Raw genomic sequence first — 12,702 nt, forward strand, 5'->3', positions numbered from 1 at the left:
AATTATCTAAATTAGTATAAAAACAAAAAAACAAACAAAAAAACAATTAGCAACAAAAATATACTAATATCATTAAAAAATTTTTAATTACAAAAAGATCTTAAAAATTTAAATAAATTTTTATAAAAAATAATATATTTATGTATATTTTTTTTATAAAAAATGTTTATAATCCTAATTAATAAAATAATATTTTTTAAATTAGTATAAAAAATATATTATAAAATAATTATATAGATAATATGCTATGTTAAATAATATAAATGATTTTTTTGAATTTAATAAGATAATATTAAATTCTAGAATTTTTAAACAAGAGTCTATTGCATCAAATATTGCAAATTCTGAAACTCCCAATTATAATAGAAAAGATATAGATTTTAAAGATCTTTTGAACAATACAATATTAAGTAACAGAAAAAACGATCTTACAATTACTTGTAATTCACATATTAAAAAAAAAAATAAATATTTTAATATAAACAATTATATAAAGATCTTAGAAAAAAAGAACAAATTTAAAAAAAATAAAAGTGTAAATATAAACGAAGAAAAAATAAAATTTTTAAAAAATAGTCTAGAGTATGAAATAGATATTGCATTAATAAACAACAAAATAAAAAATATATACTTAGCGATACAAGGATAAAATCTACAATGTCTTTAACTAATATATTGAACATATGTAATACAGCTTTAAATGTAGAAGAAAAAAGAATTGAAATATCTGCTAATAATCTAGCAAACTCTGAAAGTACAGATTATAAAAATGGAAAATTCACTCCTTATACAGCCAAAATAGCAATATTATCAACTTATAAAAAAGATAAATATGGTTTAGAAGGAGTTAAAATAAAAGAGATAGTAAAAACAAAAGACCCTTATAAAAAAATTTATAATCCAAATCATCCTTTATCAGATTCTAAAGGATATTTAAAATTGTCTAATGTAAACGTATTGAATGAAACAGTTAATTATTTAAATGCATCCAGAAGATATGAAGCAAATTTAGAAATGATAAAAACTATAAAATATATGTTATTAAAAACTGTATCTATATGCAAATAATATAAATTTTTTTTGAAAATTATGTTAAAATATATTATAAAAATAACATAGTATCATAAAAAAAAGTTTAAAATATAATGTTTTTTAATGTTGTTAATATATAATAGTATAAAATTATATATTTGATATAAAAATTTGGAGATAATATGTTAATAAACACAGTAAATGGTTACACAAAAGATATAGAAAATAAAATAATATCCAAAAATAAAGAAAATAAAAAAGTTGATTTTACAAAAAGTAAAGAAATAAATACAATAACAAAAACTGATAAAGATCCAGTAGATATATATAAAGTAAAAAGTAAAAATTTAATTACAGAAATATTTTTTAATATACAAAACAAAAGACAAGCTCTAAATTATGGAGTATTTAGATTAGTAGACAAAAGTGGAAACGTATCGTTTAGTTCTAAAAGAGATTTTACTATGAACGATGAACTGAAAATAGTAAATTCAGAAGGAAAATACTTTACTGGTCATTTATGCGATGATAATAATATTTCCGGAAGTGCATCAAAACCTGAAATAATAGATTTTTCTAAAAAGTTTGTACCTATAATAACTAAAACAAAAGAAATAAAAATAGATGCAAATTTAAATGAAAATGAAGATATTAAAAGAGAAATTGATTTTGATCCTAAAGATCCGTTCACTTATACTAGAAAGCGCAGTATAAAAGTATATGATAAAACAGGTCATTATAATGATGTAGATATATATTTTCTAAAAAATGCACAAAATTCATGGAGAATAATATCAATAAATAGAAAAAACAACGAAAAATATGATCAAAATTACATATTTTATAATAGATATAATAAAAAAGTACATATAATGGGGTCTGGTATAATAGTACGTTCTGATTTTGATCAAAATTCTAGAATTAGAGTGTTATTTAAATGTAATGATATCACTACATACAAAAATGCTCCTACATCTTTTAAAAATGTTCAAGCTGACGGAGAACCTCTAAAAAGTTTAAATCATTATGATATATTGCCTAGTGGAGATATTATAGGAGTATTTTCAGATGATACAAGAGGAAAGTTAGGATCTGTGAGAATAATACCATTACCAGCAGATGTGATACAATGTTTTATAAACGGCTATATACGTAACGACAATAAGAGTTTAATAAATTTTATAAAAACAAATGAAGTAAAAAAGACATTTTAATAAAATTTTTAAAAAAAACATTTTTTCTTAAAAACCAAAAAATAAATATAATGTTATAAATAAATAATATGCAATCTAAAATTAATTCTTGTATAAATTTTGCAAATCAAATACTTGATAACCAAAGTATAATAAATAACAATTTATCTAATACATCTACTGTAGGGTTTAAATCTAAATTTAGTTATTTAGTACGAACATATAGTAAAAATAATAAAAATGTGACAAATAAATTTGTTACATATCGCGATAATTCATTAGGACAATTTAATACTACTAATCAACCATTAGATATAGCTATAATTCATAAAGATAGATGGCTAATTGTAAAAACTAATAAGAATAAAATCTATTTGACTAAAAATGGTAGTATTAAAATAAATAAAGAAAATTTTTTTACTATAAATGGTAACTTATTAATTGGAATAGATAAAAAACCAATAAAAATTCCAAAAAATAATGTTCCAAAAATACAAAATGATGGAACAGTAATAGTAAGAAATAGTGTAAATTTAACAAGTTATAAAAAGAAAATAGGACAAATAGGATGCAAAAAAATTTCAATAAATAAGTTATTAGAAACATCAAATGGACTATTTAAAATTAAAAAAGAATATTTAAACAAATATCGTAATAAAATAAATACTATAGAAATAAAAACAGGAGTATTAGAAGGAAGTAATGTAAATCCTATCACTAACATAACAAATATAATGTCTCAATCAAGAACATTTGAAATGTTAATGAAAATAATATATACAAAAAATGAAAACGAAAAAAGAACAAATCAAGTATTAAACATAAATAGTTAAATTGTAAAGGAGTAATATTTTATGATGCCGTCTATGTGGATTGCTAAAACAGGATTAGATGCTCAGCAAAACAATATGAATGTTATTTCTAATAATTTAGCAAACGTAAATACAAATGGATTTAAAAAATCTAGAGCTGTTTTTGAAGACTTAGTATATAAAGCAAATAATTGTAAAAATGAAGAATATAATGGAGAAGAAAATTTAGATAATTATTATGATGCTGGAGCTGGAGCCGGAGCAAAAACTATAGAAATACAAAAAAATTTTAGTCAGGGTAATTTACTAAAAACAGATTCTAGTCAAGACATTGCAATAAATGGAGATGGTTTTTTTCAAATACAAATGCCAGATGGAAGTTTAGCATATACTAGAAATGGATCTTTTCAAATTAATAAAAATAGACAATTAGTAAATCATAATGGGCTATTAGTTCAACCTAATATAACTTTGCCAGAAAATTTTACAGAAATTTATATAAATAAAAATGGAGAAGTTAGCGTAAAGTTAAAAGATTCTAAAGAAAAAGTATCAATAGGACAAATTGGCTTAGCTATATTTTCTAATAATTATGGTCTAAAAAGTATAGGGCAAAATCTGTATAAAGAAACTCAAATATCAGGCAAAGCAATCGAAGTAGAACCAGGAATATATGATGTAGGAGAGCTACAACAAGGATATTTAGAAACTTCAAACGTAAATATAGCAGAAGAATTGATTAATATGATACAAACACAAAGAGCATACGAAATAAACAGTAAATCTATAAATGCATCTGATAAAATGTTACAGAAAATATGTGAATTATAAACAATGTATAGAATAAATTTTATAAAATAACTTTTAAGAAACTAATAAAACATAATAAATTTTATTTGTATAATAAAACATGAAAAATACAAAATTTTTAATTCCTATATTAATATACATATTATTTAAAATGTATTCTCTAAATCATGCAGAAGTAAAGAAATTACCAGAAAAAAAAAATAGTATATTAAATATTATAAAAAAAGAAAATAATGGATCTGTATTTATAGATGATATAGATAAAGAAAAAAAATATATTTCTTTTTTTGATCAATATAAAAAATATAAGCCTGGAGATTTAATATCAGTTTTAATAGACGAAAATACTATAGCAAACAATAGAACTGCAGATCGGATGAAAAGATACGCATCAAGTTTATTAGAAGATCAAGAAAAAAAACCAGAGCCAAACAAAATTGCTAGGTTTATAAAAAAATTTTTTAAACTTAATCAGCAATCTGAAAATAATTTATTAGGATCAGGACAAAATTTTTCAGAAAACTTTTTAGCAGGAACGATTACTGTCACTGTAAAAAAAATTTTACAAAATAAAAATTTAGTAGTTTCAGGAGAAAAAAATATAATTATAAATCAGGGAAATGAACTCATTAAATTATCTGGTATAATTGATCCTAATGATGTTAATTCTGAGAATAAAATTTTTTCTACTAACATAGCAAATGTTAAAATAGAATGTTTAAGAAATGATTATATTAAAGATGTACAAAAAATTGGATGGTGGCAAAGATTTATTTTACACGTAATTCCAATATAAAAATTCGTGTAACTTTTTCTAATAAAACCTTAATATTAATAAAATAAAAAATTATTTGATATTATTAATATTGTTTTATATAAAAATATTTATATAAACATATAAAAAAATAAATGAAAAAAATATTAAATGTAAGCAAGCTTTTTATATTTTTGTTATTAATCTTTACTAATACTTTTACATTTGCTGAAAAAATTAAAGATATAACAAATATAGACGGAACCAGAGATAATCAATTAATTGGATATGGATTAGTTGTAGGATTAAATGGAACTGGAGATATATCTGAACAAGTTCCATTCACTACAACTACTTTAAAAAACATATTGTCAAAATTAGGAGTTACAATTACTCAAAATAAAAATATGCAACTAAATAATGTAGCTTCTGTCATGGTAACAGCAGAACTTCCTTTATTTTCTGAAATAGGAGAAAAAGTAGATGTAGTTGTTTCTTCGATAGGAAATTGTAAAAGTTTAGAAGGGGGAACTTTAATACTAACACCATTAATAGGTATAGACAATAAGATTTATGTAGTAGCACAAGGTAAAATATTGACAAAAAATAATAGTAATATGAATAATAAAAGTTTAAACGTGTATGCAAACAAATTTTATAATACCGGAAAAATATTAAATGGTGGAAATATAGAGAAAATAGTAAAAAATGACTTTAAGAACAAAAAAACAATAAATTTACAGCTAAAGAAAGAAAATTTTATATTGGCTAAAAAAATTAGCGACGAAATAAATAAACATTATCCTAATACTGCTGTACCTATAAATTCTAAAAAAATTACTATATTAAACAACAAAAAAAATGCAAGTAATATAGTAGACATAATATCCAATATACAAAATATAAATATAAAAGTTCCAACAGAACCTAAAATAGTAATAAACAAAAATAATGGATTAATAATTACAAATTATAAAATAGTATTAGAACCTTGTACTATAAACTATAAAAATTTATATATTAATTTGCAAAAAAATATAACAAAAACAAATAAACAAACTACAGAAAAACAAATAATAATACATAGTAATCTAATTTTAAATGATATGTTGCAAATATTAAAAAATTTAAATCTAGAAACTAATGAAATAATAGAAATATTAAAAATATTAAAAGAATCTAAATGTCTATCAGCGGAAATAAAAATTTCATCATGAAAATATTAAATATAGAAAAGAATATTACAGGTTATGAAAAGCTATATAAAACAAACACACAAAACAATAATATAATAAAAGAAAAAATGGAAGAAATATTTATAAAAATGTTATTAAAAAATATTAGATTAACATCTCCTAAAAATGAATTGTTTAACGAAAATAAAAATGATATTTATCATGAAATATATGATCAAACAATATCAGAAATTATAAGCAAAAGAGGAATAAATCTAATAAATATGATTAAAAACCAGAAAAAAATTGTACAATAAAACTATACTTACAAAATATAGCAGGAGAAAATGTATATATTGAAAATATAATACTCCTGCATGTTAAATAATATATCTATCTTATAAAAAGATAGTTTTTAAATTTATTAAAAAAAAATAATGTTTTTCTAAACAATACTATTAGCATTGTATTCTTTTATTAATTTTTTTAAAATAAGATTTTTTTTTTTATTTTTACATAGACTAAAAATTAAAAAATTTGGTGATTTAATTTTTTTACTAAAAAAAATAACAATTTTTTTATCTAGATATCTTTTTTTAATATTATTAATACAATCCATTTTTTTTTTATACAAATATGAACAAATTTTAACAGGCAAAATTATATTTACTTGATAAACATTATATTTAAACAGTTCTTCTTCTAATAATCTTAATATTGATCTAGATAAAGATTTTTTATCTACTAAAAACCCATGACCATCACATTTAGAACAAAAATAATAACTATGTTCTTTTAAAATAGAATTTATTCTTTGCCTCGACATTTCTAACAAACCAAATTTAGATATTTCACCAATCTCAATTCTCGCTCGATCCTGTTTAACAAGCTTGTTTAATCTATTTTTTAATATTTTTTTATTATTAGAAAATTCCATATCTATTAAATCTATTACTATTAGACCACCAACATCTCTAATTCTTATTTGACGAAATATTTCATTTATAGCTTCCATATTAGTGTTAAATGCAGTATCTTCTATACTATTACATTTTTTAGACTTAAAAGAATTTATATCAATAGCTGTTAATGCTTCTGTACTATCTATAGTAATAGATCCTCCAGATTGTAAAATTATCTTTCTATTAAACAAAGTACGAATTTGCGATTCGATTTTATAAAATGAAAATAATGGTATTTTTTTGTTATATATTTTAATTTTTTTAAAAAATGATATATCACTTGTGTAAAAAAAATAATTATAAATTTTATCTAATATTTTAGGGTTATCGACAACGATTTCATCTACATCTTTATATAAAAAATCTCTAAATGTATTTATTATAATATCACTTTCTTTATACACTAGTTTAGGATATTTTATTTTTTTATATTTATTTTTTATATATTTCCATAATTTTACTTTATCATCTATATCCTTTTGAATAGCTCGTATAGATGCTTTAATACTAGCCGTTCTAATAATAAACCCCATATTTTTAGGGATGTTAAGCAAAGAAACAAATTTTTTTATTTTAGCTCTATCAATCCCAGTAATTTTTTTTGATATACCTTCTTTATTGATATTGTAAGGCATTAATACCGAATATATTCCAGGTAAGCTTATATATGTAGTCAAAAAAGCCCCCTTATTAATAGTCTCTTCTTTAGAAATCTGAACTAATACACATATTCCAACTTTAATTTTTTTTTTTTTAACTTTCACACGATTTACATAATAACAATCATTCTTTGTATGAAAATTATATATTTCTTTTATAGGCAAAAACCCATTTCTTTCTACACCGTAGTTTACAAAAAAAGCAGCTAAACTTTTCTCAAATTTTACTATTTTACCTTTATATATATTAAATTTACTTTTTTTATTTATATTATTTTCTATATTTAACTCACAAAGTTTATTATTATCTAAAATAGCAATTCTTACTTCTTCTTTTATAATAGAGTTTATTAACATAATTTTCATAAAATTAAATCTTATACCTATATAAATTACAAAAAAATATTTTTTAACATAAATTTTCATATTCTGTAAAAAAAAATCTTTTTATATTAAAATTTATATAAATAGTATACAAAATTTAATGTATAATAAAAGTTTTAACTATAATAAAAAAAATGCAAAAACAGTATACTAAAGTAAAAAAAATATTAGTAGAAGAAAAATCTATCGGGCAAAGAATAGATAATTTTATTATAAACATGTTTAAAAAAATTTCAAAAAATACAGTATATACTATAATAAGAAAAGGAAGAATTAGGATAAACAAAAAAAGAATAAAAGCTAAATACAAATTAAAAAAAAAAGATATAATTAGAATACCTCCTATATATTTAGAAAATAAAAAAAAAAAAAAGATAAATGTAAAATATTATAAAAATCTAATACAAAAAAATATTTTATATGAAGACAAATACTTTATAATAATAAATAAACCTCAAAAAGTAGCGGTACATGGTGGAAGTGGAATTAGCTTTGGAATAATAGAAATAATAAGAAGATTATATTCTAAAGAAAAAAGTTTAGAATTAATACATAGATTAGATAAAGATACTTCTGGAGTATTACTAATATCAAAAAAAAAATTTATTTTGAAATCTTTGCATGATCAAATAAAAAATAGAAAAACAAAAAAAACATATATTGCTATAACACATGGAAAGTGGCCAGAAAAAATTAAAAAAATACAACTTCCATTATTAAACACTAAAAATATATATGGAAAAAAAATAGTATTAGTAAAAAAAAACGGAAAAAAATCAGAAACAAGATTTAAAGTTATAAAAATATATAAAAATGTAACATTATTAAAAATATATCCAATAACTGGTAGAACGCACCAAATAAGAGTTCATACGTCATCGGTTGGACATCCAATAATAAATGACACAAGATATGGAAATAAAATTTTGGACAAAAAAATTAACATAAATTATAAAAATTTATGTTTACATGCATTTAAATTTACATTTCAACATCCTAAAACAAATAAAAAAGTTAATATAGTTGCTGAAAACTTTAAATTTAAAAATTTTAATATAAAATCTATTAAATAAATAGGATAAAATCATGGCTGTACAAAAAAGCAAACATTCTAGATCAAAAAGAGATATGAGAAGATCTAATGACAAATGTAAGTTGATACAAATGTCTATAGACAAAAGCTCTAAAGAAGTACATATAAGACACCATATAACCAAAAAAAAATTTTATAGAGGCAAAAAATTTTTTTAAAAAAAAAGCGATATAAAGAAAATCTAAAAAATTCTATATATTAATATATATAGAATTTGTTTTAAAAAACGTAAACAAATAATTTAGAGAAATTAAATGAACTTTGCAATAATATTTCCTGGACAATATAAATATAGTATAAGAAAAATTGTTAATCTATATAAACACAATAATATAATAAAAAATATATTTGAAAAAGCTTCTGACATAATAAAATACGATATTTATCACAATATATGTAATATTCCAATAGAAAAAATAAAAAATAGATATTTGCAACCTATAATAGTAACTATTTCAATAGCTATATATAAAATGTGGAAAAAAAATGTAATATACACACCTAAAATTATAGCAGGTCATAGTTTAGGGGAATATACAGCATTAATATGTGCAAATTCTATAAATTTAGAAGAAGGATTACTCATAACAAAAAAAAGAGGAGAATTAATGGAAAAGTCTTCTAATAAAAGAAAAATTTCTACAGAAATAATATTTGGACTGACAGAACAAGAAATTTCAAAAATTTGTAAATGTTGTTCTACTAAAAGTATAGTAGAAATAGCTAGTATAACTTCACAAAATATAATTATAATATCTGGTGATGAAAGTGCAGTCAATATGGCAATAAAGTTATGTAAACAAAAAGGATCTACAAAAAATATATCGCTTCCAATATCTGTACCAATACATTGTAAAATTATTAAATCAGTAAGAAAAGAATATTTAAAAATGTTATCAGAAATAAATTTTCTTACACCAAAATATAATATAGTAAATAATATAGATGCAAAAGTTATATATACAAAACAAAATATTATAAAATATTTATATAAACAATTATATAAAACAGTAAGATGGAAAGAATGTATTGACTATATAATAAAAAAAAATGTAAAATTATTTTTAGAAATGAGCACTAACAAAATTTTTATCAATACATGCAAAAATTTTGCACAAACAATAACTATAAATAATATGAAAAATATACTATATTCAAAAAAAAAAATAAAGACTTTAAAAAAAAAGTAGCAATAGTTACAGGAGCATCTTCAGACATAGGTAAAGATATATCTAAAAAATTATATAAAAAAGGAATAGTAGTAGTAGGTACTACTACAACAGAAAAAGGATTAAAATATATGTCAAAATATATAACAAATTCTAATCAAAGAATACTTACAAATACTATAAAATACGAACAAATTAAAAAAAATATTTCAAAAATATATGAACAATTTGGTTCTATAGATATTTTAATAAATAATATAGGTCATAGACAAGACGATATAATATTGAATATGTCAGAAAAAAATTGGACAGATATAATTAAAATTAATTTAACATATACGTTTTTAATAACAAAAAGTGTAATAAAATATATGATGCAAAAAAGATATGGAAGAATAGTAAGTATAGGCTCTATAATAGGTAATATAGGAAACATAGGGCAGGCTAATTATTCTGCTTCTAAATATGGCATCATAGGATTTAATAAAACTTTAGCATTAGAAACAGCTAAATATGGAATAACAGCTAATGTAATTTCTCCCGGTTTTATAAAAACGAACATGACAAAATTTTTAACTTCTAAAATAAAAAATATGTATATAAAAAAAATACCAATAAATAGATTTGGAACAGTACAAGATATTACAAACGCCGTTGTATTCTTAATTTCTAGTAAATCTTCTTATATAACAGGGCAATCTATACATGTAAATGGTGGTATGTACATGTATTGATAATATTATAAATATTTATAAAGGAATAATGTGAAAAATATAAAATATAAAATAAAAAAAATACTATCTAAACAATTTAGAATAAAAATAAAAAATATTACAAAAAATTTTTCTTTAAAAAAAGATGTCCAAATAGATTCTTTAGAAAAAATAGAGTTAATAATGAGAATAGAAGAAAAATTTAATATAAAAATAAAAGACAATGAGATTGAACAATTAGAAACAGTAAACAACATAAAAAAGTATATATTAATAAAAAAAAATGAAAAAAAATAAATATAATAATTCTTTATACACAAAAAATAACTTTATTGTTTTAGAAGGAATAGAAGGGTCTGGAAAAACAGAAATAATTAGATATTTAAAATTAATATTAAAAAATCAAGGCATAAAAAAAATTATGTCTGTAAGACAGCCAGGAGGAACACCTATATGTGAAAAATTGAGATCAATTCTAAAAAAAGATATAATAAATGATCAAATACATAGCAAAACAGAAATACTATTATTCTATGCATCTAGGATGCAGCTATTGGAAAGTAAAATACTTCCAGCGTTAAATAAAGACACTTGGGTCATCTCTGATAGACACAATTTATCTACATTAGCATATCAGACTGCATTTAATAAAAATAATAAAAATTTAATAAAAAAGTTAACAAAAATATTATTAAAAAACATAGAACCAGACTTAACTATATATTTAGATACTATTCCAATATTAGGATTAAATAGAATAAATGAGAGAAATAAAATAGATAGAATAGAAAAAAAAGGGTTATCTTTTTTTAAGGAAGTAAGAAAAAATTATTTAAAAGAAATAAAAAAAATATCTAAAAAAATAATTATAAATTCTTCATTAGAAAAAAAGATTGTAATGAAATCTTTAAAAAAGAAAATTATATTATGGTTACAAAAATATGCAAAATAAATTATATCCATGGCTATTAAAATATTATGAAAAAATAATTACAATGTTAAAAAATAGAAGACACCATTCTATTTTAATAAACTCAAGCAAACATATTGGAATAAACAATCTAATATTTAAAATAAAGACATGGTTTTTTTGCAAAAATATAGTAAACAAATATTCTTGTAATACATGCAATACATGTGTTTTAATAAAAAAAAATAAATATTCTGACATATATAATTTAAACTTATATAAAAAAATCGGGGTACAACTTCTAAGAGAAACAATTGAAAAAATACTTCTAACATCTAAACATGGTCTAGAAAAAATAGTATTTATAAAAAATTCTGACCTATTAACAGATTTAGAAAGTAATATATTGTTAAAAATTATAGAAGAAACTCCAAAAAATACTATTTTTATTTTACAAACATACAAAGTTAAAAATCTTATGTTGACATTAAAAAGTAGAATGTATATTGTTAGAATATTTGATCCAGAAAAAAAAACTAGTGTTAAATGGTTATTAAAAACTACTAATTTTAGTTATAAAGATTGTAGTAACGCATTACAATTAAGTAATAACAGACCTATATATGCTAAAAAAATACTATTAAACAACTTATTAAAGATTAGAAAAAACTTTTATAAAATCCTATCTATATCAATAGAAAAAAATAATCTAATAATTCTTATAAATACAATAGAAAAAAACTCAATATGTTTTTTTTTAAATTTAATTTATACAATATTTTTAGATGCAATAAAATATAAAAATAATATAATGAAACATATAATTAACAACGATCAAAAGAAGTTAATAAAAAAAATTACAAAAAAAATAAAAAATAAAGAAATATATCATATTATAAAATCATGGATGCAGTTTGAAAATAATGTTACTAATATAAAAAGAATAAATTATGAATTAATACTTTTAGAACAAATTTTGAAATTTGAACAAATTCTTAAAAACAAAATTAAAAATTATCTACTACCAAAAACATAA

Annotated in this window: 16 protein-coding genes; 15 read left to right on the forward strand and 1 reads right to left on the reverse strand. The window is 20.2% G+C overall.

All coding sequences use genetic code 11. From position 1 onward, the window contains the following. Positions 1-247: 247 nt before the first annotated feature. The 8 genes from flgB to RJI84_RS01160 all read left to right on the forward strand — a co-directional run bounded on the left by flgB (position 248) and on the right by RJI84_RS01160 (position 6,093). Entirely contained in the window at positions 248-649 is a 402-nt protein-coding gene (gene flgB, locus RJI84_RS01125; RefSeq protein ID WP_343188929.1) for a flagellar basal body rod protein FlgB, read from the forward strand. Between the two features lie 8 nt (positions 650-657). Beyond that, complete coding sequence (flgC, locus tag RJI84_RS01130; RefSeq protein WP_343188930.1) at positions 658-1,068, forward strand: flagellar basal body rod protein FlgC; 411 nt, start codon at positions 658-660, stop codon at positions 1,066-1,068. A 146-nt stretch (positions 1,069-1,214) separates the two neighbouring features. After that, the gene (locus RJI84_RS01135) at positions 1,215-2,246 is read left to right on the forward strand and encodes a flagellar basal body FlgE domain-containing protein (RefSeq protein ID WP_343188931.1); all 1,032 of its coding nucleotides are present in this window, start codon (positions 1,215-1,217) and stop codon (positions 2,244-2,246) included. Positions 2,247-2,314: 68 nt separating this feature from the next. Then, positions 2,315-3,058 carry a flagellar basal body rod C-terminal domain-containing protein gene (locus tag RJI84_RS01140; RefSeq protein WP_343188932.1) on the forward strand — a complete coding sequence of 248 codons (744 nt, stop codon included), beginning with the start codon at positions 2,315-2,317 and terminating at the stop codon, positions 3,056-3,058. Positions 3,059-3,079: 21 nt separating this feature from the next. After that, positions 3,080-3,868: a flagellar basal-body rod protein FlgG gene (flgG, locus tag RJI84_RS01145; RefSeq protein ID WP_343188933.1), complete on the forward strand. Its 789-nt coding sequence runs from the start codon at positions 3,080-3,082 to the stop codon at positions 3,866-3,868. Positions 3,869-3,947: 79 nt separating this feature from the next. After that, complete coding sequence (locus tag RJI84_RS01150) at positions 3,948-4,643, forward strand: flagellar basal body L-ring protein FlgH (RefSeq protein WP_343188934.1); 696 nt, start codon at positions 3,948-3,950, stop codon at positions 4,641-4,643. Positions 4,644-4,756: 113 nt separating this feature from the next. Then, a complete protein-coding gene (gene flgI, locus RJI84_RS01155) occupies positions 4,757-5,818 on the forward strand; it encodes a flagellar basal body P-ring protein FlgI (protein ID WP_343188935.1) in 1,062 nt (353 codons plus the stop codon). Continuing rightward, positions 5,815-6,093, forward strand: a complete 279-nt coding sequence (locus RJI84_RS01160; protein WP_343188936.1) for a rod-binding protein — start codon at positions 5,815-5,817, stop codon at positions 6,091-6,093. The genes flgI and RJI84_RS01160 overlap by 4 nt, the downstream gene beginning before the upstream one ends. Before the next feature lie 128 nt (positions 6,094-6,221). Here the strand turns inward: RJI84_RS01160 and RJI84_RS01165 are convergent, their stop codons facing one another. Beyond that, positions 6,222-7,763: an Rne/Rng family ribonuclease gene (locus RJI84_RS01165; protein ID WP_343188937.1), complete on the reverse strand. Its 1,542-nt coding sequence runs from the start codon at positions 7,761-7,763 to the stop codon at positions 6,222-6,224. A 152-nt stretch (positions 7,764-7,915) separates the two neighbouring features. On the opposite strand from RJI84_RS01165, the gene RJI84_RS01170 reads away from it, so the two are divergent. From RJI84_RS01170 to RJI84_RS01200, 7 genes are all read left to right on the forward strand, one after another. Further along, the gene (locus tag RJI84_RS01170; protein WP_343188938.1) at positions 7,916-8,854 is read left to right on the forward strand and encodes an RluA family pseudouridine synthase; all 939 of its coding nucleotides are present in this window, start codon (positions 7,916-7,918) and stop codon (positions 8,852-8,854) included. A 13-nt stretch (positions 8,855-8,867) separates the two neighbouring features. Beyond that, positions 8,868-9,032, forward strand: a complete 165-nt coding sequence (gene rpmF, locus RJI84_RS01175) for a 50S ribosomal protein L32 (protein ID WP_343188939.1) — start codon at positions 8,868-8,870, stop codon at positions 9,030-9,032. A gap of 96 nt (positions 9,033-9,128) precedes the next feature. Next, positions 9,129-10,064: an ACP S-malonyltransferase gene (locus RJI84_RS01180; protein ID WP_343188940.1), complete on the forward strand. Its 936-nt coding sequence runs from the start codon at positions 9,129-9,131 to the stop codon at positions 10,062-10,064. A gap of 2 nt (positions 10,065-10,066) precedes the next feature. Beyond that, positions 10,067-10,777, forward strand: a complete 711-nt coding sequence (gene fabG / locus RJI84_RS01185; RefSeq protein ID WP_343189265.1) for a 3-oxoacyl-ACP reductase FabG — start codon at positions 10,067-10,069, stop codon at positions 10,775-10,777. 30 nt (positions 10,778-10,807) lie between these two features. Then, on the forward strand, positions 10,808-11,053 hold the full coding sequence (locus RJI84_RS01190) for an acyl carrier protein (protein WP_343188941.1): 246 nt from the start codon (positions 10,808-10,810) through the stop codon (positions 11,051-11,053). Then, positions 11,040-11,708, forward strand: coding sequence for a dTMP kinase (gene tmk, locus RJI84_RS01195; RefSeq protein ID WP_343188942.1), 669 nt, complete (start codon positions 11,040-11,042; stop codon positions 11,706-11,708). Before RJI84_RS01190 ends, tmk begins: the two co-directional genes overlap by 14 nt. Beyond that, entirely contained in the window at positions 11,698-12,702 is a 1,005-nt protein-coding gene (locus tag RJI84_RS01200; protein WP_343188943.1) for a DNA polymerase III subunit delta' C-terminal domain-containing protein, read from the forward strand. The genes tmk and RJI84_RS01200 overlap by 11 nt, the downstream gene beginning before the upstream one ends.

The organism is Buchnera aphidicola (Chaitoregma tattakana) (assembly GCF_039370165.1).
Taxonomy (GTDB): Bacteria; Pseudomonadota; Gammaproteobacteria; order Enterobacterales; family Enterobacteriaceae; genus Buchnera_G; species Buchnera_G aphidicola_F.

Bases quoted from the DNA above. Each gene is read 5' to 3' on its own strand.
- flgB (WP_343188929.1), top strand. From the start codon at position 248: ATGTTAAATAATATAAATGATTTTTTTGAATTTAATAAGATAATATTA.
- flgC (WP_343188930.1), top strand. From the start codon at position 658: ATGTCTTTAACTAATATATTGAACATATGTAATACAGCTTTAAATGTA.
- RJI84_RS01135 (WP_343188931.1), top strand. From the start codon at position 1,215: ATGTTAATAAACACAGTAAATGGTTACACAAAAGATATAGAAAATAAA.
- RJI84_RS01140 (WP_343188932.1), top strand. From the start codon at position 2,315: ATGCAATCTAAAATTAATTCTTGTATAAATTTTGCAAATCAAATACTT.
- flgG (WP_343188933.1), top strand. From the start codon at position 3,080: ATGATGCCGTCTATGTGGATTGCTAAAACAGGATTAGATGCTCAGCAA.
- RJI84_RS01150 (WP_343188934.1), top strand. From the start codon at position 3,948: ATGAAAAATACAAAATTTTTAATTCCTATATTAATATACATATTATTT.
- flgI (WP_343188935.1), top strand. From the start codon at position 4,757: ATGAAAAAAATATTAAATGTAAGCAAGCTTTTTATATTTTTGTTATTA.
- RJI84_RS01160 (WP_343188936.1), top strand. From the start codon at position 5,815: ATGAAAATATTAAATATAGAAAAGAATATTACAGGTTATGAAAAGCTA.
- RJI84_RS01165 (WP_343188937.1), bottom strand. From the start codon at position 7,763: ATGAAAATTATGTTAATAAACTCTATTATAAAAGAAGAAGTAAGAATT.
- RJI84_RS01170 (WP_343188938.1), top strand. From the start codon at position 7,916: ATGCAAAAACAGTATACTAAAGTAAAAAAAATATTAGTAGAAGAAAAA.
- rpmF (WP_343188939.1), top strand. From the start codon at position 8,868: ATGGCTGTACAAAAAAGCAAACATTCTAGATCAAAAAGAGATATGAGA.
- RJI84_RS01180 (WP_343188940.1), top strand. From the start codon at position 9,129: ATGAACTTTGCAATAATATTTCCTGGACAATATAAATATAGTATAAGA.
- tmk (WP_343188942.1), top strand. From the start codon at position 11,040: ATGAAAAAAAATAAATATAATAATTCTTTATACACAAAAAATAACTTT.
- RJI84_RS01200 (WP_343188943.1), top strand. From the start codon at position 11,698: ATGCAAAATAAATTATATCCATGGCTATTAAAATATTATGAAAAAATA.